The following is a 24,427-nucleotide window of genomic DNA, read 5'->3' on the forward strand; positions in this document are numbered from 1 at the left end:
CATTTTCGGTTCTTTTTGCACTTCTGCTTGCAGGCCTTTTAATTTACTGCTTTTAATATATGGAGGATTGCTAATTATAAGATCAAACAATCCTCTGCACTCTGTCCACGAACTTGGAAGTATTCTACCTCTGCCAGATAGATTATGCTTTTTTACGTTCTGACAGGCAACCCTACATGCTTGCAAGCTTTTTTCAAAACCTATACCAACAGCATGTTCATACTCGCTAAGTACGGATATCAGTAAGCAACCTGTGCCTGTGCCAAAATCTGCAATCTTTAGTTTCTGCCCTCTGTTTGGGTAATATTTCAACGCTGCCAAGATTATTGTTTCACTGTCTGGTCTTGGGTCCAAAACATGCTGATTAACTACGAAATTTTTGCTCCAGAATTCGCGATTACCTATTATTTGCGATATTGGATACCTTTCTGCTCTTTTTTTCGTTAATTTCCAAAATAGCTGTTCTTTCTCTATCGGCACCTGACCAGCATAGTTCATAATTATGAATGGTCTTTCTACGCCAAGAACGCACTGCATAATGATTTCACAATCTAGGCATGGTGACTCAACTTTATGCGATAATAATAGTTCTGATCCCTCTTGAATTAGAGTGCTAATAGTTCTCATCGTCTCAAAAATTTGGCTCTTTTAGCCAAGAATAGTGAGGCAAAAACCCCCAGCTTAGAATAACTGTATCATATTCCAGTGTCAAACAGGTTATAACCTAGTTACTTCAGTTCTACTCTTGACGTGTAAAGCTTCTTCTAGTTCTGTTGAAGGATTTTCCGTTCTTTCCAGTTGAGTATCTAGCTTGTTCTGTATGCTCGATAAAGCTGAATCAAAGTTTTCATCAACCTGCCTTGCTTCATGCATATTATCCATTGATTCCTTGAATTCTTCCACATCACATAGACTTCTTGTTTCTTGTAGCATACTTTTGAATATTTCTCTCATTTGGGTTAAGTTTTAACAAATTTGCTCCTGATATTCAGCAATTCTTTCTTGATATATACCGATCACTTTCTGGCATAATTTACTCCTAAATGGATGCTCCTCTTTTTCCTTTACGTAAAGGTTTTGAAAGTGTTTACAGTTAAGGATTGCTTCTCTATATTTTTTATGTCGTTAATTATTCTAATTATTGATTTACCTAATTTTACTCAAATTTCTTTCCTGTTCTTTTCTTTCAATTACACTTTTGGATTCATTTTCTGCCCTGTTCATTTTGTCATATAGGTTTTTGTACTCTTTGTAAGATACCATTGGGTGCAACACTCCTTCTTCCATGCCTTTATCGTAAAAATTCTTTAACTCATTACTTGATAGTATTGCTATAGCATCTTCTCTTTTACCATATGATTTAGGGTACGTTTCATTAAATGAACTAACATGGCTTAATAAGAAGTCTTTCATGAGCTCTTCTTTTTTTACTGCAAATAGCTTTTCTAGTGTTTCGATATATTTTTAAGTTTCCGCAAAAGCTGTCCACCAGATGGATTAAATCCCTGTAATTGCTTGCTTTTGGCTTTATAAAAACCGGTTTGCAAAAAATCCTCAGCTTGCTTTTTCATTACTGAGGGTTCATAGAATGCTTTTTCTGGATTGACTTTTCGTCAGAACAATAGTGGCTTTTCTAACTGCTTTCTCTCTCCTTTTTATTACTCTGCTTTTCATTTAATATTAGGCACTCAGTTTTGGTGAAAATATTACCGCTAGCACTCTTGACGATGTTACAAACAATGTTTTTTACAACTTGCCAGTTGCCACATAATCTATTTCCCTTGCAAAACAACCAGCAAACAATTGCCAAATTTTCTTATCGACAAACTTACTTGTCTTATTTTCAAAATCTTCTCTAATGTTAAATCCTAAAATAGTATAGAGATTTTTTTCAACTATTGGCTTGTCATAATGTTTTGTTACTTTATTATTTCTATTAAATAGAGATTTACTAACTTTGATTGTACCCATGATATTACTTCAACACTATAACAAAAGTACAAAATTTAATATTTAATTTTTACTTACTGTGAACGTAATTGGAGCTGTGAAATATGGGTATATCATATTAGTTTTGCTTCTGTATTAAAACTTTAACTCCTAGCTAGTTATTAGTAATATTATTCATGTAAATAACTATAGTTTATGCCTGAACTTGGGAATATATTGCTGTTGGTAGCTTGCTTATTGTCCTTAACATATTTATTTCTACCGCTCAGTTCCTATCAGTTCATCACTATTGCCATACTTTTCTGTGCATCAACGTCAATGGCTATTTTGATTTATTGCCATATTACAAACGATTTCTCACTCGAAAACGTATATTACTACTCTCATACAACAAAGCCTTTGATCTACAAAATCTGTGGTGTTTGGGGAAACAAAGAAGGGTCTATGTTACTTTGGACCTTAGTGCTTGCCTTTTACTTGTTTCTGATGAGCATTTTTTTTGATAATAACAGTGAACTGAAGAAGGTATCCTTGATTACTCAAAGCTTAATTTGCTTTTGTTTTTTGTTGTTCACTTTATTTGAGTCTAATCCTTTTGCTAAAATGCCAAGCATTGAAACAGATGGTCTTGGTTTTAACCCAATATTGCAAGACATAGGTCTTGCTATCCATCCACCGATATTGTATTTGGGGTACCTCGGATTTAGCGTTCCTTTTTCGCTCTCTATAGCTGGACTCATTGCAAACGCCGAGGGAAATGTTTGGGCTAAAGCTGTTAGATCTTGGGTACTTGTTTCTTGGTCGCTGCTTACTTTGGGCATTAGCCTTGGCAGTTGGTGGGCATATCGTGAACTTGGTTGGGGTGGATTTTGGTTTTGGGATCCGGTGGAAAACGTTTCTTTGATGCCGTGGCTAGTTGCAGTAACGCTGATACATCTGCTACTTGTGGTACGAAATTTCAATGTTTTAAGAAACTTTGCCATTTTGCTCACGCTTACAACTTTTATATTGAGTGTAACTGGAACATTTTTAGTCCGCTCTGGAATACTCGTTTCAGTGCACACATTCGCTGATGATCCAAAGCATGGACTATATATACTAGCTTTACTTGGTATAATTACAGTCAGTAGCTTAGCAATATTTGTAGTATTTACGAGAAAAAATCGTCCATCTTTAGTGTCATTCCAGTGCTTGACACTGAAATCCAGAAAAAAAGAAGCAAGTAATCAAGCTACTCAGATGACAGAGGGCAGAAAATTCTTCTCACGTTTTACAATGATATTGATAAACAATTTATTATTCATCACTGCTTTTTTCGTCGTATTCGTTGGCACTTTATACCCTACAATACTTGAATATTTAACCGGCGAGCTCATCTCAGTTGGAGTACCGTATTATAATTCCTTATTTAACCCTATTGCACTGGCTATTTTAGTCCTTACGATAATTGGGCAATACTGCTGTTGGCAGGGAAATAGCCTATTGCCAATATTCCGTGAATACAGACTCTCATTTTGTAGCGCTGCAGCCATCTTGCCGTTCATCTTTCATGTGCAGCTAATAATTGTGCTGTCAATTACCATCTCCATAGCACTATTAGTCTTTGTTTTAGAAGCATACAGTAAAAGAATTCGCTTATTTAAGGCAGCATTTAGTGAATCAATTTTACTAGCAAAGAGAGTTTCCAAGTCCTACCATGCAATGATGCTAGCCCACGCTGGAGTGGCAATTCTGATGCTTGGTATAGCCTACTTAGTTGGCTGGCAGGAAAAAAAAGAGAATTACTTAAGAATAGGGGATAGCATAACAGTCAATAAATTTAAAGTTACTTTACAAAATATTGAGTTGATAAAAAAGAAAAACCTCCACTCAGTGAGAGGAACAATGGATATCAGGAATTTGTTGAATAATAAGGTAATAGGTGAAGTAACTCCTGAATATAGATTTTACCTTGTGGAAGGTCAAAAGAACGTTGAAAGCAGTATTTATCACAATTTATTTTCTGATATTTATGTTGTAATTGGCGAGATCGATAAAAGTAAGAGCAAGATAGCCACCAAGGTGCACTATAAACCTGGAATGCCTGTAATCTGGCTTGGATCCTTCCTAATTGCTTTTGGTTCGCTCCTTGCTGCTCTGCCTTTACCGAGAAGATTTTAATAAGACTCCTTTATATTATCACAAAAAAACTACTTGACAAATTCTTTTAACCCTCCTATCATGATGCTGAAGCTATTTGCTTAACTTCCCAATCTGTACAGATTAAGATGACAAGGAAGCTTATATTTGGTGTATTATTGTTTAATTTTTCGCACTATGCACTGCATGTCTTTTTAATTTCGGGTTTTTACCTAATATAAAGCTGAAGCGTGCTTATAAGTCGTCTAGGACATCACCCAACGCTGGATTTTAAAATAGAGAGTAGAATGACTAACTATCTCGGGGTTTTATTGTCTTTTTTTTCTATTTGGTAAATTTCTTAAATATTATAGCTTAGACTAGTTGCGTTTAAAATCAGCTAAATTGCAGCGTTCAAGACATGAAAACGCCAACACTGAAAATAAATACTGGCTAGTTTTTTTTTGCCTTTTTTTCCATCTAGTAAGTTTCTTAAATATTAAACAATTGTAAGAGCAGATGAATTGCAGCGTTACAAAAAACATCAGTATTTAATGGGTAGTAAATTACCTTTTCTGCTTAGTTTAGGTGATGCAAAAAGTCTGTTGAGAAAGATAGGCATCCTATAAAAGCTCACAACAAAAATTTTATATAGTTATTACTATAGATAGTTATCTTATGAATATATAAGAAAGAAGTTATAAAAAATAATAGACTATTATGAAATCTTATAGTAAAGTATATATTTATTTATATAAAAAAATAATATGGGTGACTTTAATGACAACTATAATGTCAAAAAGCACACTGACTCTATAAATTACAAAATAGAGCAAAAAATAAAACACTGGAGGTTAGAGATAAAATATATATTCAGAAGGATTAGTAGATAAGCTTGGGGCATCATAATAGCAAATATTAAGACACAAACAAGGGGTAGATGATATTTATCCACATGAACTCCATACCATAGAGAAGCGTTATCAGTTAATATTTTAAATCTGCTTCTTAGGCGAAGTGTACTTAAGAGAAAAACGCTGTTTTGATAAAAGTAGGGTGAAAGGAAAGCATAATCTCATAGAAAAGTACACAAAGATAAGGGGGCAAGAATTACGCAAGGCAATTTTTGAATTAAATAAATCTATCCAAGCTGAAGAGAAAGTAATATAAAAGCAGTGAGAGCAGAAATGGCAAAAAATCTTCTTAAAGCAGGATTTTCTGTTGATATTATCTACCAAGCAACTGGCTTATCAGCTGATAAGTATGATGATAAGGAGGAAAAAGTACATATAGGTTCTATGCGTCAAAATATAGGACAAAAGATAAGGCATTGGAGGACAATAAGAGGATATACTTAAAAGAACTTAGCAAATAAAGTCGGGATATCACGACAGCAAATACAAAGATATGAAAAAGGGATACAAATCTTGTTCCAATTACAAATTATGTGTTATAGCAAAGAGTTATTAGTGGGGTTGAGGTTCTACTAAAACCAGCAGAAAAAGATTGTTATGAAAATGAATATAGTGGAATAGAAAAAAGAGCTATCAAGTTTAACGAGAGAATATTAAAAAATCAATAATCAAGACTCACAAGATAAATTAGATGTGTTAGCAGAGTTTTTATCTAAAAGAACGCAGCCTTACAAAGAAAAGATTAACAAAACAGAGAGGATCCAAGTTGCTAATAATCTATTTAGGTTAGGTGTTTCTATCGATATTATCTCCCAAGTAACCGGTTTATCAACTGATAAAATTGTGTGACTCCAACCACAGAATAAACTAGTAAATTCTTGAAAAGTATATAAAATTTAAGTAATTATTTCAGATAAAAAACATGACAGTTAGATTGATTCCAGACAACCTTGATATCAAATTTAGTAAATATAGAAAGTTGACTGCACTCATTAGTATTATTCTGGTCATTCTTTCGATACTCACTGTTGTGCTACGAGGAGTGAATTTAGGCATAGACTTTACAGGAGGAATCTTGATGGAAATAAAGTCTTCGGGCGAAGATCGTGCTGCTTTTGATGCATTGAAAGAAAATGGCTTTATGGTGCAGAGTTCAAAAGCAGGTAACAATTTAGTCATGCGTTTTAAAGAGGAAGGAGATGAGGATAAAATCAAAAAGATAAAAAGCATACTAGAAGAAAAAATGGGTGGCTCAATAAGTTACCGTAAGATAGACCATATTGGTCCACAAATAGGCTCAACACAGATATTTGAAGGAATATTATCCATGTTGATTGCTATTGTTGGAATATTCTTTTACGTTTGGTTTAGATTCAATTGGCAATGTGGGTTTAGTGGAATAATAGCACTGGTCCATGACGTGATTTTAACCGTTGGTTTAATTAGCTTGACTGGCATTGAGTTTGATATCTCATCAGTTGCAGCTCTCCTCACTGTAATTGGCTACTCAATCAATAATTCAGTAGTTATATATGATCGAATTCGAGAATATCAAAAAGGTGGTAAAGACAGGCATATGAGTAAAATGGTAGATGCAAGTATTAACGCTACATTGTTTCGCACTGTTTTAACCTCGGGTACGACTTTGCTCGCTGCTCTCCCTTTGACATTAATTTGTACAGGTGCAGTTAGAGACTTCGGCTTGATTATCTTTTTTGGTATTGCAATTGGCACTTGTTCTGCAATATTTATCTCTGCTCCTATATTGACCTGCAGAGCTTTAACAAGCAGATTCACGGTATAATATCAACTTATTACCTCTTATAGTGAAGTAAAAATATCTCAGGAAACTCATTCCAAGTAGTGAGTGGGACATAGAATGAGTGTTAACGCTGGCCTGTACGTCATTGATTAGAAAGTTTCCTATTTTAACTTGAGGTATTTGAACCACTCCAGCTCTTATTTGACCTTTTGCAGTTTCATGTATTTGAAAATCTTGAATATTCTTCAGATTAATACCAGCATTTACTGCATCTTTTTGCGACAGAACGATATCAGTTGCACCGGTGTCGAGCAAGAACGTTATGTTACGACCATTAACTTGAGCTTGAATATAAAAGTGTCCATCATGTGATTTCGTAAATTCGATACTTCCACTATTTTGGATTCTCCCCTTATATGGTAAAAAAGTGCTGACAAATCTATTTCTTAGTTTGTCTCTCTGTGAATCGATAAACATTGCGATGGTAACTATTATCAGCAGCCAAATAACTAGATTTTTTACCGTGTTCATATTGTTAAAATTTGAAACTATTACAATAAATTTTAAAGATTAGCGTTAAAAGTCATTATTAAAAATAAGTAAATTTTATTGTTTTAGTACAGTATTTAATATACACTTTAAGAAAATGCATTTAGCTTAAATTTTATGTCAGAAGCAAGAAATCTAATCTTGGCAGCTGTTCTTTCAGTGTTAATTATGGTATTTTGGCGTGTTATTTACGATAATTTTCTCAATACAGGCCAAGATTATCCATCAATTGAAAATATTGAACATATAGAATCTTTTAACGATCTTGCTCCTATAATACACCAAAACCGTTCCGAAATTATTAATTCCACTCGAGAACAAAGGATTAGCTTAACCAATAGTATGGTTAAAGGGTCAATTTATTTAAAAGGTGTCAGGTTTGATGACCTAATTTTAACTAATTACCATCTAGAACCAAATTCTTCTTCTCCGCAAGTGATGCTACTTTCACCTGCAGAATCAGAAGATGTATATTTTGCAGAATTCGGATGGCTGGATCCAAGTGGTAAAATTAAAGTTCCAGATTCCAAAACGGTCTGGCAGGCAGATAAAATCGAACTTACTAATCAAGAGGCAATCAATTTATTTTGGGATAATGAAAATGGCATTTTATTTAAGATGAAAATTAGCCTCGACAATAACTACATGTTTAAAGTTGAACAAATTACTGAAAATAATACGAAGGATAATGTAGTCTTGGTCCCTTATGGTAAAATTAACCGTAAGCGTAATAATATCAACGAATCTTATTGGATATCACACGAAGGAGTAATAGGTGCATTTGATAACGAACTGGAGGAATGGACATATAAAGATGTTGCCAAGAAACACTTAATAAAAGTAAATACAAGTGAAAAGAATTGGTTTGGTTTCGCTGACAAATATTGGCTTACAGCTATCATACCTGAAAAATCTGATAAAATAAATGTAAGCATAAAACATACAAACGTTAATAACATTGATAAGTTTCAAGTAGATTTTGTTAAGCCTTACAAGAGCGTACTTCCTGGTACAAGTGTTTCTAACGTGAATTATTTTTTTGCTGGAGCAAAAAAGTTGAATTTACTGGATTCTTATAAGAATACTCTAGGTATACCTTTATTTGACAAAGCTGTAGATTTTGGTGTTCTTTACTTCATAACCAAACCAGTGTTTTTGCTTCTTGAATACTTTAACTTTGTTTTGAGAAATTTTGGTTTAGCAATATTGTTGCTGACTTTAGTAATTAAACTTTTGATGCTGCCCTTATCTAATAGGTCGTATGCTTCAATGTTCAAAATGAAAAATTTGCAGCCTGAAGTGACTCGTATAAGAGAGTTATATAAAGATGATAGTTTAAGGCAGCATAAGGAGATAATCGCATTGTACAAAAAAAACAACGTAAACCCAATGTCAAGCATTCTTCCTATGGTGATACAAATACCAGTGTTTTTTGCTTTGTATAAAGTATTATTTGTTACTATAGAAATGAGACACGCTCCTTTCTATTTATGGATTAAGGACCTTTCAGCTCCTGATCCAACAAATATTTTTACATTATTTGGGCTATTTGGTTACAACTTCCCTATTTCTATAGGTATCTTGCCTATAATTTTAGGTGTTACCATGATAATTCAGCAGAAGATCAGTGAAAAAGATCAGATCAATAGAGATGATGTTCAGGTGAACGTTATGAGATTTTTACCTTACATTTCTATCTTCATTTTCTCTTCTTTTCCTGCAGGTTTGGTAATATATTGGATACTCAGTAATGTCATGACTCTAGTTCAACAATCATTAATAAAGTTGTTTTTAACAAGAAAAGGAGGGGTAAATGTCGAAAATACTAATAGTTAATTCAATTTACTATACTGAAATAGCAAACCTTTTGCTTGAAGGTGCAACCGATAAATTAAAAGGCAGTAGCGTAAGTTACGATGTAATTGAGGTTCCTGGTGCATTTGAAATACCAGCTGCAACTCTTTTTGCGATCAAAAGTGAAACTGTTAATTATGACGGTTATTTAGCTCTTGGGTGCGTAATTCGTGGTGAGACTGATCATTATCAGTACGTTTGTAAACGAGTAATCGAAGGCTTAAATGAAGTTGTTATGCGTTATGCAGTACCTCTTGGTATGGGTGTCATTACCGCTGACAGCAAAGATAAGGCTTTAGTAAGGGCTGATAAGAACAGAAAAAACATTGGCGGCCACGCAGCTTCAGCTGTTTTGCACATGGTAGATTTATACAAAAAATTAAGCTGATGGAGGAGGAACCTACAGACAAGGGATGGCGTATAAGAAGAAGCACAGCAAGGTTTCTTGCTGTGCAAATTGCTTACTCAAATATTTTTACAGGTTACGACAAAAGTACCTTTGAGCTAGAAAATTGTGATCTTAGGGACTATGTAAACAAGTTAGCAGATATATTTGAATGTGAGGAGTTTGATTACCAATTCTTAGAGAAACTGTCATGTAAGGTCATAAAAAATAGTGAGGAGTACGATAAGATAATAGAGCGTTATTTACATCCAAGTTGGTCTCTTTCGCGGTTAAATCTCTTAAGCTTATCAATTTTGCGTGTTGCAATGTGCGAGCTGGCTAATTGCAACACACCAGCTCCAGTTGTTATCAATGAATATACCAATATTGCATCTGACTTGCTTGACAAACCAAGCAAAGTTGGTTTCATTAATGGGCTATTGGACAAGGCAAAAGATGCAGTTAAACTAAATAAAAGCACTTGATAGTCTTTTTTGATGGCATGTTGGTATCATAGGCTATAAGAAAGGAAAGTTGAATGATGAGAGCAGTATAAAAGGTCTTTTATATTCTTTAAGATCTGTGGTAGACTGACAAGGGTTGTTTAATTATAAATAGCAAATGGTAAAAGACGAGAAATCGAAAACAATTCTTGAGGTAGAAGGGGCGGTAACTGCTTTATTACCTGCAGCAGAATTTAGAGTGAAGCTAGACAACGAATATGAGGTCATTTGTCATGTATCAGGAAAAGTCAGAAGAAGTAAAATACGCATTGTTATCGGAGATAGAGTGTTGGTAGAGATGAGTATTTACGATAGGAATGCGAAAAAGGGTAGAATAATTAGAAGACTTAAAGGTACAAGTGACAGAACGATCTCTAGATAATCTTATTCTCGTTTCGTCGTCAGACAGGCGTATAGCCCTACTAAAACAAATAAGTATTAAACCAGGTTTAACTTTGCCAGCAGACATAGACGAAACTCCTTTAAAAAAGGAACTTCCAAAAGATTACTCAATCCGTATAGCAAAGAGTAAAGCTGAAAAAATACAAAGCTCAAGTCCAGATTATTTTGTGCTCAGTGTTGATACAGTTATTGCTTGTGGTAGAAGGATATTGCTCAAAGCTGAAAACGTTGAGCAAGCAGAAAAATGTATTCGTCTGTTATCAGGAAGAAGGTATAGAGTATACACCAGTGTGTGCCTATTAACCCCCAATCGATCAAAACAACATATTAGAACCGTGGTTACGATAGTGAAATTTAAACGTCTCAGTGAACAGGAAATTAAATATTATTTAGCATCAGGAGAGTGGAAAAATAAGGCAGGGGGGTGCAATATACAAGGCCTTGCTGGAATGTTTGTATTGTTCTTACGCGGCTCCTACTCTTCCGTTATAGGATTACCATTACACGAAACCTATTGTTTGCTGAGTAATTATTTTAACCTTAATTTATCTTAAAATATCTTTAGTCTCTTTAGCTTGCTGCTTAGCAGCATATTCAGTCCAAAGTAATTTTCTGTTCCCGTTTACTAGTGCAATTCTATTGCGATCATGACCATTAGCGTGTTCTAATAAAGTATCTTCTTTTTCCGCTTCATTACTCCTGTTTTCAGTTGTTCTTCATCTCTTGCTAGCAATTTAGACAGTTCGCTATTTCTATCTATAGTTAGATTAGTGTCGGCATTTTTTCGTTCTACCACTCTTCCTACATCTGTTGAGTTGTCTTTTAGCGTCCCAGCTTCTGTTAGGTATTTCCTAGTTTGTGAACTAACATAGCATACTTTAGGGTTGACTTGTTTTAACCCATAGCTTTTTTGACTTAATCTTTGTTTAAACTCCTTAAATGAAGTTAGGTCATTTATATGATGAGGTTGAGTTTTCCTTGTGTATCAAAACTAACCTTTTTAATATCCTTGTCAATTTTTCTATAATTATTTAACCTTTTTTTCCTCCTTTCTTCTAATGCTTCTTTTGTTTTTTGAAAATTTCTCTCTTCTTCTTCAGGTTCCTGGCCACTTCTATAAGAACCTTTTTGTAATTGAGTGTCACCGACATACGTATTTCCACCAGTACTAGTTGGAGGTAGGGGTTTGCTATCATCATTCTCTCTTTTCTCTATAATACTACCTTGACTACTTTTTTGGGATAATGTTTCCTCTAGAACATCCAAATTTTGATTATTTTTTTTGCCTTTAATCTTGTCTTTTAACCACTTGTATATTAGTTTGTCTTTTTTTATTTTCTGTAAAATATTTTCTGAGAATGAAATTTTAAGAATACTTCTTTCAGTAACTTGTTGTTTTGGTTCTCTTAACCCTTTATTCGTTTTTTTCAGCACTTTTCTTAGTTCATCCATTGCTTGATCAGCTGGGCTAGCAAATTGAGTATTTCTTGACTCTTTCTCAACTAGCTTACTTGACACCGTATGAGTTTCACTACCGTGATCCTTACTATTTTTTCCATGCTCTTTTGGTATTCTGTTTTTCCTTTGGCAATTTAACTTCTCTTTCTCAAGTTTACTGCTCAAATATTCAGGATCTATTTGAGATCGACTTTGGTCAGTAATTGGAGATGAATAGCCAGAGTCACTTACACTATTGGTTGTTAAAGCAGAAAGTGGCTGGTTATTTTCCTCTCTAATTTTTCTACTATTCCACTCAACATCACTAGCACCTTGGTTATCATTGTATATAACTGGACCTGGAGAAGGTGAATAAGGAATTCTGTCCTTTAATATCTCTAACGGTGATTGATTATTTTCCTATCTCTTGCAATTGATGCTTTTCTATCATCAACATTAGTGTTCCGTAAGTTGTTTTTCTTGAAACTTCTGATGTCTTGAAATAAGTCTTCACTTTTCCTTGTCGTTGGGTTTTAGGCTGTTGCTGGACATTAAGTATTAGATTTTCTTGCTCATTTCCCTGTCCATCATCTTGGTTCTGGCCCATAGACTTGGTAAAAGTACTCTTTCCTTGCTCATCAAAAACATCTTTTTTGAGTGAACTAGTTCTAGGTGGCGGTGGAGGAGGAGTTTTTTCGTTCTGAGAATTCTCTTCAAAAGACGATTGAAGATTATAAACTTTATCTCCTGAATTTTCTTCTCGTGCTGCTTTTCTAAGCTTACGTTTTTCTTCAGCTTCTTGAGAATTAGTTTTATCGTCAAAATCTTTTCCAATTCCACTATCGTAAGACTGCCTTCTGCCGTTAGATTGTGGTCCAAAATGTTCTTGAACGCTAACATTTTGACTATTACTCCCTATAAAAGCTTCAGATGATTGACTATTTTTTTGCACTTCATTCTCTTGTCCTTTTCCTTTTTCCCTGAATTGTATTTGGTGCAAGAATAAACCGCCTATTTTTACGTCTTTGTTTGCTTCTAACTGCTTTTTTAATTGCTCTGTAACACCATTAGGTTCAATAAGGTCTACACCATCTTCATCAGTATTGATTCTGATAGTACACTTTTCTCCATTCATATACCAATTTAGCGTCATTTCGTATGAACCATCGGTTACGACATAATGCCTTATTTTTCTTTTCCCTTCCTCCGCAACAAAACCGTGCATTCCGCTCTTCCCATTGCTATGCAAGGTTGAAAGTCTGGAGATTCTATTTTTCTGACAAAAATCACTATTTAAAAACTCGCTGATTTTAAATTCTTTTTTGTTGCCTTCCAGCGTAATACTTGCATGGTTACCGTATATTTTAACACCATCCTCTTTAACACCACCCCCAATATAATCTTTCAATCTTTTCTGAACTTCACTTTCGAGCTCTTGTTTAGCTTTCTTTATTTTGTCGAGCTCTTTTTGCAGAACTTCATAAACCTCATCTTTTTTCCTATTGGTGCCACGTTCTATTAAAAACTTTGCTGCATAAAACCACCACGATGTTGTAAATTGATTTATCTTTTGCTTCATTAAGTAAAAATGGAAGATTTTTATCTTCTTTTATCTCTTTGAGCAAAGACGAAAAATTTTGAGTGAATCCATAATAGCTAAATTCTTGTTGTATATTTTCAATCTTCATATTCTTCCTCACTAATAACCCTATGCCTTTAGCTCGTTAGCTAATATAATTATTATGAGAATTAGTTGAATTTTTATTAAAAGAGGTTGTATTACTCAGATGGCAATTTGGCTGATGCGTCTAATTTCAAATATCTGCCGCTCATAATAAACACTTCTGGATCTTGATAAGTTAGCCTGAGTATAGCAAGTATGTTAATAAACAGCAAAGCGGCGATCGAAATATCAGCAACATCCCATAGTAATTGGACTTTGCCTATTGTGCCAAGCGGAATGATTGCAGTAAAAATTATAATCCAGATTTTAGTGTATTTGTCATTCATAGACATATAGCGTATTGTCTGTTTTGAGCAAAAAAACCAAGTAAAAATAGTAGTAAAGGCAAAACAAAACATTATGGCTATGATTAAGTAGTCAATATAAGGCCAATTCATTGCTTTCCTAAAAGCAAAGATGCACATGTTAGTACTCTCTAAATCAGTGATCCAAGAATCCGTGACAAGCAGTACCATCGTTGTAATAAATACTACGAATACAACTATGAAAGGTGATATTATTGTGATTAGGCTCTGTTCAATGATAAATTTATTGTTATTTTTCTTAGGAACAATTGAAGAGTGCACGATGCCTTCAAGGCCAAGCCCTATATCTGTTGCTAAGATACCTCGCAGAGTTCCTACTTGAATAATAGTCAACATTTCCACAATTAAACCTAGAGATAAACCAAAGTTAAAGCTGTCAGTTGTAAAAAAGCCACTTGTTGTTAATTTTAGAGAAGGAAGAATATTCTCACTAAACTTAAATAATATAATACCACAAAGCGTTAGGTAACTTAGCGTCATTATCGGTATCATAGCCGATATGAAAATTTTAATTTTTTTAAAGCTGAGAGCTGCAGTAACAAAAAATATTATGGCAATCGTGATTCCACCAGTAACCACAGGTACATCTATCATGCCAAGCGGTATTGATAGAGAATTTACCTGAACAAGGTTACCAACGGTTATCGAGACTATCATCATAATGACTAGAAACGCAATTGTTGCTTTTCTAGAGTTGAATGCATCAGCCATGTAGGCCATAGGGCCACCTATAAACCGTCCATTCTTTTTTTTTCTATTCTTTATACTCAGATAACAAGTGACATATTTTATTGCAGAAGTGATAACAACAATTATTGCCATCCACAAAATAGAGCCCGGTCCTCCAGTTTTTAGGGCAACAGCAGTTCCTGAAATATTCCCTACTCCTAAATTTCCCCCTAAGATTGTAAATAGTGCAGCTGTAGAGGAAAATTTATTTTCCCCTCTTTTGGCTCCAATGAGTGAAAGGGCGTACGGCAATCTAAATATCTGTAGCCATTTTAGTTTAACTGACAGATAAACACCAGCGATTAGTATAAGTAATACTGTTGGCAGTAATAAAGCAAACTTTACTATATCCATCTACGTGCTGAAGGTAAGCATTTTAACTTGAGTATACAACAAAAATTGAAAATACCTAACCTATTGTTCATGAGAAGTTACGTTACAAACACTATATAAGCTCTATTTTTCGTACCACTCATCTATGAGTCCACTAGCATCAGAGTCAACAAAGTTCTTTAGTGACTGTCTGGCTTTTATCTCAGCCTTTTTAGGAATGCACCTATCTTTATATATCGCATAATTTATACGAAAGTTAAGGTCAATATACCCTCGGCTTAGAAGCACGTTCATTTTGAAGGGAAATAATACTATATCCTTGTACACGTTACTGACAAATGTCACTCTCCCTATTTTGTCTTTATGTTCTTTTGGAGTAGGCCAAAAAATATCTATATTTGATATGTTGACCTTGCAATCAAAAGAAGTGGAAAGACCAAAATCTCCAGGGTCCTTATAATATATGCCAACCTGGTCTTATTGTAACCTTTATTGCACCTTTAAGGGTAAGGTTTGCTTCATTTACCTTATCAATAAGCAAATCAAATTTTGCAACTTCTTCGTCAGCATGAAGTTGAGTGCAAAAAAAGCAAAAACAATATTAAATGTACATATATTTTCATAAAGGCAGTTCTACCCTATATATAAAGAAAAAATTTAGATTTTAGCTATTATAATAAACAATATTATGTAAATTATTTATTAATATAATGGGACTTCTGCACTGCCTTTTGTTATTAGATAATCGTAGTATAGAGAAGTGAAAAGGATAAGGAAAAAAAAGTAGTGCCTTTTTGTAAAAAGCACTACGCACATTACCTTTAGCACACAGTAAAATATGAGATTTTAAAAACTATAGAGATACCAGTGGAGCAAGTGAATTTCTTGCTCCAAGGTTTCATTTACTTAGAATCCATTCATTCCACCCATACCACCTGCACCCATAGGGGATGAAGCGCTTTCATCCTTGTTTGGTACATCAACTATCATAGATTCAGTAGTAATCAGTACACTTGCAACAGATATCGCTGTTTCAAAAGCAATACGAACCACCTTCGCTGGGTCAATAACGCCTGCAGTAAATGCATTGGCATAATTCATAGCCTCAACGTTGTATATAAGCTCTTTATCATTCTGTTTAATCAAATGATCAATTATAACAGCAAACTCAAGACCAGCATTTTTGATCAATCTCTTGATAGGAGCGCTGAGGACTTTCTTAATAATATTTATACCTATCTGTTCCTCATCACTTCCACCTTTTAGCTTATCGAGAACAGATGAAGTGTAAAGAAGTGCAACTCCACCACCCGGAACTATGCCTTCTTCAATTGCAGCTCTTGTTGCATGCAGTGCATCCTCAACTCTGTCTCTACGCTCTTTAACTTCTACTTCAGTTGCTCCACCAACTTTAAGCACAGCAACACCGCCCGATAATTTTGCTAAACGCTCCCTTAGTTTTTCCTTATCGTAATCAGAAGTTGAAGTTTCAATTTGTGATTTGATCTGTTCGATTCTAGCTTTCACTCTGTTAGAGTCGCTATTTTCACTGACAATTGTGGTATTGTCTTTAGTGATTTTAACATTTTTAGCGGTACCAAGATCTTCAAGAGTGAGATCTTCCATCTTGATTCCAAGCTCATCTTTTATGACATACTTAGCACCTGCCAGAACTGCTATATCTTCAAGCATCTCTTTTCTTCTGTCACCAAAGCCTGGAGCTTTTACCGCAGCGACTTTTAGACCACCACGCAGTTTGTTAATAACCAAAGTGCTTAATGCTTCACCTTCAATATCCTCTGCAATAATAAGTAAGGGCTTACCAGACTTAACAACAGCTTCAAGAACAGAAAGTAGAGGTTGAACAATATTCAGTTTTTTCTCTGTAATTAAGAGATATGGATCATCAAGCTCCACAATCATTTTTTCATTATTTGTAATGAAGTACGGAGAAAGATAACCACGATCAAACTGCATACCAGTAGTAAGCTCAACTTCTAATTCTTTTGAACCCTTACTTTCTTCAACAGTGATCACACCTTCTTTTCCAACCTTTTTAACGGCATCAGCAATGCTACTACCAATATCTCTATCACCATTTGCAGAGATAATAGCAACTTGCGCTACTTCATCTACCTTTTCCAAAGAAATTGTGCGAGACATCAATGCAATTTCCTTTAATACTACGTCTTTTGCCTTCTGTATTCCGTTTTTAATGCTAACACGATCATTTCCGGCAGCAATTGATTTTGAAGCTTCCATTATCATGTTACTAGTTAGTATTGAGCACGTTGTTGTACCATCACCAACTTTATCATTACATTGAGAACAGCTTTGAGCAAAAATGCTTGTTATTGCAGCATTTAATGGTTTTTCAGGCTTGATACCTTTCATTACCTTATAACCATCTTTTGTAATTTCTGGTGCTCCATAGGGCTTGTTAATCCCTACTGTTTTTCCTCTAGGCCCTGCAGTTACTGCTACTGTTGAGTCTACTACTGCTGCAACTTCACGAAAAGCTTCTTGCAACTGCTCACCTGACACTACTACATTAGTCATTTTATCACCTCTTATTAATAAAAAAATTTAGAAAACTATAATAAAATCACTTACAATGCACTATGTTGTGCTTTGTTTTAGTTTAATAAAAATAAAAGCTGCTACTTAATGATAGCAAGTATATCGGACTCTTTCATTATTATAAACTTTTCATCGCCGTGTTCTATCTCCGTACCAGCCCATTGCCGATAAAACACCTTATCACCGGCTTTTACAGTTAAAGCTACGCGTTCACCACTTGAATTGCGTGAACCTTCACCGGTTGCTATAACTTCACCTTTAGTAGGTTTCTTTTCAGCACTTGATGGAAGCACGATCCCACCTTGTTTTTCTTCGCTGATAGGCTTAATCAGAACGCTATCATCCAATACACTTAAGTTTATACTTGACATTTGTTTTTCCTCATCAATAACAATAAATTAACCTATAAGCTTATATATGTACTTGTAAGTTGGATTTCAAGGGTTGAGACTTGTAAAATATAAGAAGACAAGGTGTACCTAATATTATATAGTAAAATTTAGGTTTACTGACAGAAATTGTATGAGTTATATACCATTACAAAGCCGTGGTGTAATGGTTTTATATGGGCCAGACACGAGGCATTTCTTGCAGGGTATTATAACAAACGACATTAATAAGTTAGATAACCAAAAGGCTATTTACTCTTTATTGCTTAGCCCTCAGGGAAAGTACCTATACGATTTTTTTCTGATTGAATGTGGTGAGTGTATCCTTTTGGAATGCGAAAATATGTACTTGCGGCAAATAATTGAGAAACTAGATTTGCTTAAAACTTACCTGAGAGTGAGGATTAAAGACGTTAGTTCATTGTATAAGATTGGGGTTTTGTTTAATACAGAGCATATTGAACCTCTCCCTGTCATCCAAGCAGCGGACACTGAAATCCAGCCAGTTTCACATACTGAAATAGCACTAGATCTACTAGATTCCAGAGTCACGCGCTGGAATGACATTGTTTTCCAAGATCCAAGGCACAAATCTTTGGGAATGAGGATCATGCATAAGGGAGAAATAAAGCAGCCAGGGGGAGATTTTACTCAGTACGAAAAAGTTAGAATTCAAAACCTCGTTCCAGATGGAGCAAGAGATATGGTGCAAAATTTGTCATTTCCGCTGCAATATTTAATCGATAAAGTCAACGGAATAAGCTTCAATAAGGGGTGTTATATAGGCCAGGAAGTTGTAAATCGAATGAGCAGACAAGAAACACTCAGAAGAAAACTTTACCTTGTTGAGGGAAATAATGCGCTTCCAAATATCGGTACTAAAGTAACAAATGAGAACAATGAAGAAATAGGCGAACTGCGCTCTAGCGTAGACAATATTGGACTTGCATTGCTTTATACTAGGAAAAGCCACGCCAATTTATATACTAGTGGGGTCAAAATATCTGCACGTTAGGATCTTTGGATCTAAGTTAAGGACCTAAGGCAGCACATAACACTAGTCAGAAACGGAACAAAAAACTACTTGACGAATTCTTTCAACACCATTGCCATGAAACTGGAGGTACTTAGTTATCTTCATTTATGCAGATTAAACAACAAGAGTATCATGGTTGGTCTCTTATGTTTTATTTTTGTACTATCTACACCTTATGTCTTTATTAAATTCACCTAGACTTCAAGATTTTTCCCTATGCAAGCTGAAACTCGCTTATAAGTCGTTTAAGACAGTATAGTACCCAATTTTTAGGATTAGAGAGTGAGTAACTTCTACCACAGGATTTTTTTGCCTTTTTTTTTGCTTAGTAAATTTCTTAAATATTTATTACTAAAGTAGTATCTTGAATCCTAGTGTCAGCTACTTGAATGACATTGAAAAAAGGGTCTACTCTGGATCAGCTGGTAAGTTTGACGCTTGATAAGCGTAGTTTGGAGCTTCTTGTGTAATAATTATATCATGGGCATGACTCTCTCTTAGTCCCGATGCAGTAATAGTAACGAATTTGCAATTTTTCTTCATCTCTTCTATACTACTATTACCAGTATACCCCATTGCAGCCTGCAACCCGCCAATTAATTGACGGATTACACCTGAAGCTGGACCTTTAAATGGAACTCTTCCTTCTACTCCTTGTGGAACTAATTTTAGTTTTGAGCCTTTATCTTGAAAATAACGGCTTGCTGAACCTCGTTTCATTGCGCTGATAGACCCCATTCCTCGATAGCCTTTGTATGCTCTGCCCTTGTACATGATGATTTCGCCTGGACTCTCGTCAGTGCCTGCAAAAAGTGAACCTATCATCACAGAATCAGCTCCAGCTGCGATAGCTTTTGCAACATCTCCTGAGTATTTTATCCCACCATCAGCAATTAATCTTACTTTTCTTGCTTTACACATTTCTGCAACATTTTGAATTGCAGAAAATTGTGGCATACCAACACCTGTAACTATCCTAGTTGTGCAGATTGATCCAGGCCCTATGCCAACCTTAACTGCATCAACGCCTGCATCAATCAATGCTTCGGCAGCTTCTTTTGTGGCAATGTTGCCACCTACTAGCTGCGTGCTTGGATACATCGCTTTTATTTCTCTAATGGCGTTAATAACGTTCTCAGAATGACCGTGAGCGGTATCCACAACAATCACATCAATTTCTTCTCCAATCAAAGCTTCACATCTTTCTATGCCATCCTTTTTGCCGGTGCCAACTGCAGCAGCAACTCTGAGCCGCCCTTTACTGTCTTTACATGAATTGGGATATCTATTGTATTTTTCAATGTCTTTAACCGTAATTAGACCTATACAACAAGAATTTTCATCTACGACCAAAAGCTTTTCTATTCTATTTTCATGCAACAATTTCATTGCTGAGGCATTATTCACTTCCTGTTCCCGCACTGTAATTAGCTTGTCTTTTGTCATCACTTCAGAAACTTTTACACCCATGTTTTGGTCTTCAATAAACCTAACATCCCGATTAGTTAGAATTCCCACTAACTTAAATTGATCAACCACAGGAATGCCAGAATAATTGTGCTTTTTCATTAATGAAATTGCTTCCGCAACTGTTTTATCTGAAGAAATCGTGATTGGGTTATACACGATCCAACTTTCATATTTTTTTACCCTTCTGACTTCTGAAACTTGCTCATCTATTGATAAGTTTTTATGTATGCAACCTATCCCACCATGTTGGGCAATAGCTATTGCAAAGTCTGATTCAGTGACAGTATCCATTGCAGAAGATATCAGAGGGATATTGAGTTCTATGCTGTTTGTTAAATAAGTTTTCGTATCTGCATCACAAGGCAATATATTAGAATATGCTGGCAAGAGTAGTATATCGTCGAACGAATAACAAGCTTCCATTTTTTCATAGGCTTTACCTAAAGCTTATACGCCAATTGACTGAATTGCAATAGGGTTATGCAAAATTAGCTAGTAGAATGCTGCTTATACTCTCGTGTTAAGTTTAATTGCGTACATGCTGGAAAATAGAGTAAATATATATGCTCGCCTCTATTAATACTATCTTTATTATTATATGAGATAGCTAAGTCAGTATTTATAAATTTATACCATGTTGCGCATAACTCAGAAAAGTGAGATTTGCTGGTTACGTGCCGGAATGATATCAATCCGTGGCTCCAACTCTACAATACCAAGAGCTGTATTTATCTGCGTATTAATTTATTCTATAGTTTTACTAAGTTTTCCCACTGCTCATGCTAACGAGGATTGGAAGATACGAAGAGTCTTTGATAACGTTACTAAGTACATAAAAGTTGATGAAAAATATAAAGACCTTGACGTTATTGAAAAAAAAAGTGATAAGTTTAATATCAAAGTTGCACAGAATTCTAGCAAGCACTTTAGCATACACTCCATTTTAAAAAAAGCAAAAGATTCCTTCGAATCTGGAGATAATGAGGCAGCTATTTCTTTCCTTAACCAAGTCACTGTAAAATTTCCTTATCATAAAAACACTCTGATCGGACTGGGAAACATTTACTACGCCAATAAAGAATACGAAAAGGCTATAGAGATCTACACAAAACTATTAAAAGAATACCCTAGTAACTCTTATATATTAGAGGATTTTCTGACGATAATTTCACAATACAACCCTGATCTAGCGTTAAGTGAAATGTTGAAGTTGTATGATATACACAAAAACTGTGCTCCTTTATTGGCAAATCTAAGTCTGACCTACATAAAAAAGGAGGACTATGCAAAAGCTAAGGAGTACATGATAGCTGCAACTTCTCTTGATCAAAACAACATTTTTTATGTCTATAACCTAGCTGTTATTCTAGATAAGCTTTCAGATTTCAAAAATGCTGCAACATTCTACTTAAAGCTGTTGAACATGGCCGTAAACTCAAAAAGCATAAGCAAAGAAATACCTATACATAAGGTGGAAGCAAGACTAAAATTTATAAAACTTTACAGATATACTTGGCAATTTCATAAAAGTTTGTACCCTGATATATTATTTTAGTTATCTGGACCACGTTTGTTTTGAACATAAGACCTAACCTGGCTATACAACCTACCAAAACACCATCGAATTTAAAAAAAGCCAATTGCTGTAAGGTAAAATATTTCTAGAGTCCATGAACAGTGAGGTATAACAATGGATATCAAAAGCAACTTATTAGTTCAAGCTACTAAATACAACAACAAGAGAGTTGTGAAGTTTACTCTAGGTCTCTTTGATGCATCGGGTAAACTCTTCTTGTCTGCCAGAAAAAAGTGACTTCCCCATAGTAGGAAGGATAATCAACACTTACACGATGCGCTTGGCTTGCTGTAGAAAACCTTAATTACGACATGATAGAATTACTTGTCAACGCGGGAGTCGATGTTAACTCGCTAGATAAGAACAACAAAAATGCTATAATGCACGCTGTGGAAAAACTGGCTACCTCAAAAGGTTTTATCAGTCGATCTATCGAAAAATTTGCCAGAGGAAATAATTTCTCACCCTATAGTACAATTTTTGCTGGTAAGAGGTTCTGAGTATTATATCACAGACAACATGGATATTGAAGGAAGGTATACTCTATCGATAAAGGAAAACGTAAGACACTCCTTGCAATCGGATCATATTTATGAAGAAATACCTTCCAAGAACACTGAAACACAACCTATATATGATGGCAGGCACATCTATAAGAAAGTAGATGGTTTTGGAGATGATGATTCCTAAGTAGTGGCTACTCTAGCATAAAAGAGCTTAGAGCACAGAGAAAATTAATTGATTCACCACACATATATGCTACAGTGGGTCTTGCTGCAAAACAAGATGTACAGGAGCAAGATGATAAACACATCTATAAGGAAATAGATCACTTTATAGATGATGAACACATTTATGAAGAAATAGATCATTTGAGAAGGAACGACAATTCACTTGATAGTGGTTACTCCAGTGTAGATAAGGTATGTAACACAGCGAAAGTCTACATATGAGGAAATCTCTGATAATAAAGAGTGTAAGAATCCACTCCACGTTAGCGCAGAAGGGTGTAAAATACAGAAAAATTGATTATAATTCATCAAAGCAAGAACCTATATATGCCACAGTGGATCTTGCTGCAAAAAGATCAAAAAGAAGAGCCAAATCTACAAAAGCTGATTCTGGCACTTACCATGAGCTAGTAAAAGATAAAAAAAATCAGTGGGAAGAAAAAATAAATAAACGTAAATCAGAAGCTAATATAACAACAGGTTGAAAAGGGAAACTACAGGATAATACTAGAAAAACTTCCGGTGCTAATGTAGAAAGAATAAGGCAGAAATGCAAGTCAAGTTATGATTCTGACTATGACTCTGATACAAAAGTGAAACAATCAAGAAAGCCTAAAGCTCCCAACTCTAAAATGAATTCAGTTCATGTTAAATGTGGAGTAGTAGAAGGTTATCGATACAGAATTACTGATATATTACTTTAACTGTGTGGTCGTGAAGGTTGTGGCAGTAAAAGTGCATTCTAAGCAGAGTTTTGCCTAGTACCTTTGCTTAGCCTAAGATGTTGTCTACCAGCTTTCTGTGTAGTGGGAATTGGTATTAGATAAATATTGAGTCAGAATCTCAATGCCTTCGTCGATTTCTTTCTCAGTGATGATGAGTGGAGGCAAAATTCTTACAACATTATCTGATGTTACTCCAACAGTAAGTAAACCATGATAACTTAGTTCTTCTGCAAACTTTTGGCTATTCATTTTCACTTTTATCCCAAGCATTAACCCATTTCCTCTTACTTCTTCTATTATTGGAAATTTACTTGCCAGACCTTCTAATTTATTTTTCAAATACTTGCCTCTAATTTCAACATTCTCCAAAAAGCCGGAGCTGAGTAACTCATCAACCACAGCATTGCCTACTGAAGTTGCAAGTGGATTGCCACCAAAAGTGGAACCGTGCATGCTAACTGCCATATACTTAGCAGCCCTTTCGGTTGCAAGACAAGCCCCTAGCGGGAACCCTCCTCCTATTCCTTTTGCAAGAGAGCATATGTCAGGCTCTACTCCTATATGCTCATATGCAAATAATTTTCCTGTTCTACCAGCACCGCATTGTACACAATCAAAAAATAGCAATATGTCGTTTTCATCACACAGCTTCCTCAGCTCCTTTATAAAGACTTCATCCATTACTTTAATACCACCTTGTCCCTGTATTGGTTCTATTAATATAACACCTATACTACTAGAGATTGCTTTTCTTACGCTCTCAATATTGGGCTCAACATTATCACACCAATCAATATAAGGATTCAGTAGTTCAGAAAATTTCTGTCTATCGTTTGTAGCACAAGTTAAAAATGTCCTTCCATGAAATGCACCATGAAATGTTAAAATTCTATAGCGATTTTTACTGCCTTTCCCGTTTTGATAGGCCCTAGCAA

Annotated in this window: 27 protein-coding genes; 13 read left to right on the forward strand and 14 right to left on the reverse strand. The window is 35.0% G+C overall.

Translation table 11 applies throughout. The features are described 5' to 3' along the window. From IHO13_RS00150 to IHO13_RS00165, 4 genes are all read right to left on the reverse strand, one after another. A partial coding sequence (locus IHO13_RS00150; protein ID WP_225537191.1) for a HemK/PrmC family methyltransferase occupies positions 1-627 on the reverse strand: 627 nt, incomplete at its 3' end. Between the two features lie 90 nt (positions 628-717). After that, positions 718-954 (reverse strand): hypothetical protein, encoded by a 237-nt coding sequence (locus IHO13_RS00155; RefSeq protein WP_225537192.1) that lies wholly within the window; start codon positions 952-954, stop codon positions 718-720. 192 nt (positions 955-1,146) lie between these two features. Then, positions 1,147-1,413, reverse strand: coding sequence for a hypothetical protein (locus tag IHO13_RS00160; RefSeq protein ID WP_225537193.1), 267 nt, complete (start codon positions 1,411-1,413; stop codon positions 1,147-1,149). A 333-nt stretch (positions 1,414-1,746) separates the two neighbouring features. Next, on the reverse strand, positions 1,747-1,971 hold the full coding sequence (locus tag IHO13_RS00165) for a hypothetical protein (protein ID WP_225537194.1): 225 nt from the start codon (positions 1,969-1,971) through the stop codon (positions 1,747-1,749). A gap of 174 nt (positions 1,972-2,145) precedes the next feature. On the opposite strand from IHO13_RS00165, the gene IHO13_RS00170 reads away from it, so the two are divergent. From IHO13_RS00170 to secF, 3 genes are all read left to right on the forward strand, one after another. Next, positions 2,146-4,110, forward strand: a complete 1,965-nt coding sequence (locus tag IHO13_RS00170; protein ID WP_225537195.1) for a heme lyase CcmF/NrfE family subunit — start codon at positions 2,146-2,148, stop codon at positions 4,108-4,110. Between the two features lie 1,145 nt (positions 4,111-5,255). Further along, complete coding sequence (locus IHO13_RS00175; protein WP_225537196.1) at positions 5,256-5,426, forward strand: hypothetical protein; 171 nt, start codon at positions 5,256-5,258, stop codon at positions 5,424-5,426. A 478-nt stretch (positions 5,427-5,904) separates the two neighbouring features. Next, positions 5,905-6,786 (forward strand): protein translocase subunit SecF, encoded by an 882-nt coding sequence (gene secF, locus IHO13_RS00180; protein WP_225537197.1) that lies wholly within the window; start codon positions 5,905-5,907, stop codon positions 6,784-6,786. Here the strand turns inward: secF and IHO13_RS00185 are convergent. Beyond that, positions 6,763-7,275 carry a TIGR02281 family clan AA aspartic protease gene (locus IHO13_RS00185; protein ID WP_225537198.1) on the reverse strand — a complete coding sequence of 171 codons (513 nt, stop codon included), beginning with the start codon at positions 7,273-7,275 and terminating at the stop codon, positions 6,763-6,765. The two genes, secF and IHO13_RS00185, sit on opposite strands and share 24 nt — an antisense overlap. A gap of 135 nt (positions 7,276-7,410) precedes the next feature. Here IHO13_RS00185 and yidC point away from each other — a divergent pair, with 135 nt between their 5' ends. The 5 genes from yidC (at position 7,411) to IHO13_RS00210 (ending at position 10,991) form a co-directional block, all read left to right on the forward strand. After that, the gene (yidC, locus tag IHO13_RS00190) at positions 7,411-9,129 is read left to right on the forward strand and encodes a membrane protein insertase YidC (RefSeq protein ID WP_225537199.1); all 1,719 of its coding nucleotides are present in this window, start codon (positions 7,411-7,413) and stop codon (positions 9,127-9,129) included. Then, the gene (locus IHO13_RS00195; RefSeq protein WP_225537200.1) at positions 9,107-9,535 is read left to right on the forward strand and encodes a 6,7-dimethyl-8-ribityllumazine synthase; all 429 of its coding nucleotides are present in this window, start codon (positions 9,107-9,109) and stop codon (positions 9,533-9,535) included. The genes yidC and IHO13_RS00195 overlap by 23 nt, the downstream gene beginning before the upstream one ends. Then, on the forward strand, positions 9,535-10,017 hold the full coding sequence (gene nusB / locus IHO13_RS00200) for a transcription antitermination factor NusB (RefSeq protein ID WP_225537201.1): 483 nt from the start codon (positions 9,535-9,537) through the stop codon (positions 10,015-10,017). The genes IHO13_RS00195 and nusB overlap by 1 nt, the downstream gene beginning before the upstream one ends. Positions 10,018-10,153: 136 nt before the next feature. After that, positions 10,154-10,417, forward strand: coding sequence for a translation initiation factor IF-1 (infA, locus tag IHO13_RS00205; RefSeq protein ID WP_225536439.1), 264 nt, complete (start codon positions 10,154-10,156; stop codon positions 10,415-10,417). Further along, a complete protein-coding gene (locus tag IHO13_RS00210) occupies positions 10,395-10,991 on the forward strand; it encodes a Maf family nucleotide pyrophosphatase (RefSeq protein WP_225537202.1) in 597 nt (198 codons plus the stop codon). The genes infA and IHO13_RS00210 overlap by 23 nt, the downstream gene beginning before the upstream one ends. A gap of 110 nt (positions 10,992-11,101) precedes the next feature. On the opposite strand, the gene IHO13_RS05680 is transcribed toward IHO13_RS00210, so the two are convergent. The 7 genes from IHO13_RS05680 to IHO13_RS00240 form a co-directional block, all read right to left on the reverse strand. Continuing rightward, positions 11,102-11,233 (reverse strand): hypothetical protein, encoded by a 132-nt coding sequence (locus IHO13_RS05680; RefSeq protein ID WP_255586032.1) that lies wholly within the window; start codon positions 11,231-11,233, stop codon positions 11,102-11,104. A 158-nt stretch (positions 11,234-11,391) separates the two neighbouring features. Further along, positions 11,392-12,060, reverse strand: coding sequence for a hypothetical protein (locus tag IHO13_RS00215; RefSeq protein WP_225537203.1), 669 nt, complete (start codon positions 12,058-12,060; stop codon positions 11,392-11,394). Positions 12,061-12,286: 226 nt separating this feature from the next. Next, positions 12,287-13,453, reverse strand: coding sequence for a hypothetical protein (locus IHO13_RS00220; RefSeq protein WP_225537204.1), 1,167 nt, complete (start codon positions 13,451-13,453; stop codon positions 12,287-12,289). A gap of 200 nt (positions 13,454-13,653) precedes the next feature. Further along, on the reverse strand, positions 13,654-15,006 hold the full coding sequence (locus IHO13_RS00225; protein ID WP_225537205.1) for an alanine:cation symporter family protein: 1,353 nt from the start codon (positions 15,004-15,006) through the stop codon (positions 13,654-13,656). 102 nt (positions 15,007-15,108) lie between these two features. After that, positions 15,109-15,279 (reverse strand): hypothetical protein, encoded by a 171-nt coding sequence (locus IHO13_RS00230; protein WP_225537206.1) that lies wholly within the window; start codon positions 15,277-15,279, stop codon positions 15,109-15,111. A gap of 612 nt (positions 15,280-15,891) precedes the next feature. Beyond that, on the reverse strand, positions 15,892-17,544 hold the full coding sequence (groL, locus tag IHO13_RS00235) for a chaperonin GroEL (protein ID WP_225537207.1): 1,653 nt from the start codon (positions 17,542-17,544) through the stop codon (positions 15,892-15,894). 101 nt (positions 17,545-17,645) lie between these two features. Next, complete coding sequence (locus IHO13_RS00240; RefSeq protein WP_225537215.1) at positions 17,646-17,927, reverse strand: co-chaperone GroES; 282 nt, start codon at positions 17,925-17,927, stop codon at positions 17,646-17,648. 160 nt (positions 17,928-18,087) lie between these two features. Here IHO13_RS00240 and ygfZ point away from each other — a divergent pair, with 160 nt between their 5' ends. Beyond that, the gene (gene ygfZ, locus IHO13_RS00245; RefSeq protein WP_225537208.1) at positions 18,088-18,969 is read left to right on the forward strand and encodes a CAF17-like 4Fe-4S cluster assembly/insertion protein YgfZ; all 882 of its coding nucleotides are present in this window, start codon (positions 18,088-18,090) and stop codon (positions 18,967-18,969) included. Between the two features lie 429 nt (positions 18,970-19,398). Here the strand turns inward: ygfZ and guaB are convergent, their stop codons facing one another. Next, positions 19,399-20,883, reverse strand: a complete 1,485-nt coding sequence (guaB, locus tag IHO13_RS00250; RefSeq protein WP_225537209.1) for an IMP dehydrogenase — start codon at positions 20,881-20,883, stop codon at positions 19,399-19,401. 211 nt (positions 20,884-21,094) lie between these two features. Here guaB and IHO13_RS00255 point away from each other — a divergent pair, with 211 nt between their 5' ends. From IHO13_RS00255 to IHO13_RS00270, 4 genes are all read left to right on the forward strand, one after another. Continuing rightward, positions 21,095-22,015, forward strand: coding sequence for a tetratricopeptide repeat protein (locus IHO13_RS00255; protein ID WP_225537210.1), 921 nt, complete (start codon positions 21,095-21,097; stop codon positions 22,013-22,015). A 462-nt stretch (positions 22,016-22,477) separates the two neighbouring features. After that, positions 22,478-22,726: a hypothetical protein gene (locus IHO13_RS00260; RefSeq protein ID WP_225537211.1), complete on the forward strand. Its 249-nt coding sequence runs from the start codon at positions 22,478-22,480 to the stop codon at positions 22,724-22,726. A 74-nt stretch (positions 22,727-22,800) separates the two neighbouring features. Then, entirely contained in the window at positions 22,801-22,989 is a 189-nt protein-coding gene (locus tag IHO13_RS00265; RefSeq protein WP_225537212.1) for a hypothetical protein, read from the forward strand. Further along, on the forward strand, positions 22,986-23,252 hold the full coding sequence (locus tag IHO13_RS00270; protein WP_225537213.1) for a hypothetical protein: 267 nt from the start codon (positions 22,986-22,988) through the stop codon (positions 23,250-23,252). The genes IHO13_RS00265 and IHO13_RS00270 overlap by 4 nt, the downstream gene beginning before the upstream one ends. A 303-nt stretch (positions 23,253-23,555) precedes the next feature. On the opposite strand, the gene IHO13_RS00275 is transcribed toward IHO13_RS00270, so the two are convergent. Further along, positions 23,556-24,427: aspartate aminotransferase family protein (locus IHO13_RS00275; RefSeq protein ID WP_225537214.1), on the reverse strand; the 872-nt coding region annotated here is incomplete at its 5' end.

It is taken from the genome of Wolbachia endosymbiont of Mansonella perstans (assembly GCF_020278605.1).
Lineage (GTDB): Bacteria > Pseudomonadota > Alphaproteobacteria > Rickettsiales > Anaplasmataceae > Wolbachia.

Bases quoted from the DNA above. Each gene is read 5' to 3' on its own strand.
- IHO13_RS00155 (WP_225537192.1), bottom strand. From the start codon at position 954: ATGAGAGAAATATTCAAAAGTATGCTACAAGAAACAAGAAGTCTATGT.
- IHO13_RS00160 (WP_225537193.1), bottom strand. From the start codon at position 1,413: ATGAAAGACTTCTTATTAAGCCATGTTAGTTCATTTAATGAAACGTAC.
- IHO13_RS00165 (WP_225537194.1), bottom strand. From the start codon at position 1,971: ATGGGTACAATCAAAGTTAGTAAATCTCTATTTAATAGAAATAATAAA.
- IHO13_RS00170 (WP_225537195.1), top strand. From the start codon at position 2,146: ATGCCTGAACTTGGGAATATATTGCTGTTGGTAGCTTGCTTATTGTCC.
- IHO13_RS00175 (WP_225537196.1), top strand. From the start codon at position 5,256: ATGGCAAAAAATCTTCTTAAAGCAGGATTTTCTGTTGATATTATCTAC.
- secF (WP_225537197.1), top strand. From the start codon at position 5,905: ATGACAGTTAGATTGATTCCAGACAACCTTGATATCAAATTTAGTAAA.
- IHO13_RS00185 (WP_225537198.1), bottom strand. From the start codon at position 7,275: ATGAACACGGTAAAAAATCTAGTTATTTGGCTGCTGATAATAGTTACC.
- yidC (WP_225537199.1), top strand. From the start codon at position 7,411: ATGTCAGAAGCAAGAAATCTAATCTTGGCAGCTGTTCTTTCAGTGTTA.
- IHO13_RS00195 (WP_225537200.1), top strand. From the start codon at position 9,107: ATGTCGAAAATACTAATAGTTAATTCAATTTACTATACTGAAATAGCA.
- nusB (WP_225537201.1), top strand. From the start codon at position 9,535: ATGGAGGAGGAACCTACAGACAAGGGATGGCGTATAAGAAGAAGCACA.
- infA (WP_225536439.1), top strand. From the start codon at position 10,154: ATGGTAAAAGACGAGAAATCGAAAACAATTCTTGAGGTAGAAGGGGCG.
- IHO13_RS00220 (WP_225537204.1), bottom strand. From the start codon at position 13,453: ATGAAGCAAAAGATAAATCAATTTACAACATCGTGGTGGTTTTATGCA.
- IHO13_RS00225 (WP_225537205.1), bottom strand. From the start codon at position 15,006: ATGGATATAGTAAAGTTTGCTTTATTACTGCCAACAGTATTACTTATA.
- IHO13_RS00230 (WP_225537206.1), bottom strand. From the start codon at position 15,279: ATGAACGTGCTTCTAAGCCGAGGGTATATTGACCTTAACTTTCGTATA.
- groL (WP_225537207.1), bottom strand. From the start codon at position 17,544: ATGACTAATGTAGTAGTGTCAGGTGAGCAGTTGCAAGAAGCTTTTCGT.
- ygfZ (WP_225537208.1), top strand. From the start codon at position 18,088: ATGAGTTATATACCATTACAAAGCCGTGGTGTAATGGTTTTATATGGG.
- guaB (WP_225537209.1), bottom strand. From the start codon at position 20,883: ATGGAAGCTTGTTATTCGTTCGACGATATACTACTCTTGCCAGCATAT.
- IHO13_RS00255 (WP_225537210.1), top strand. From the start codon at position 21,095: ATGTTGCGCATAACTCAGAAAAGTGAGATTTGCTGGTTACGTGCCGGA.
- IHO13_RS00270 (WP_225537213.1), top strand. From the start codon at position 22,986: ATGAGGAAATCTCTGATAATAAAGAGTGTAAGAATCCACTCCACGTTA.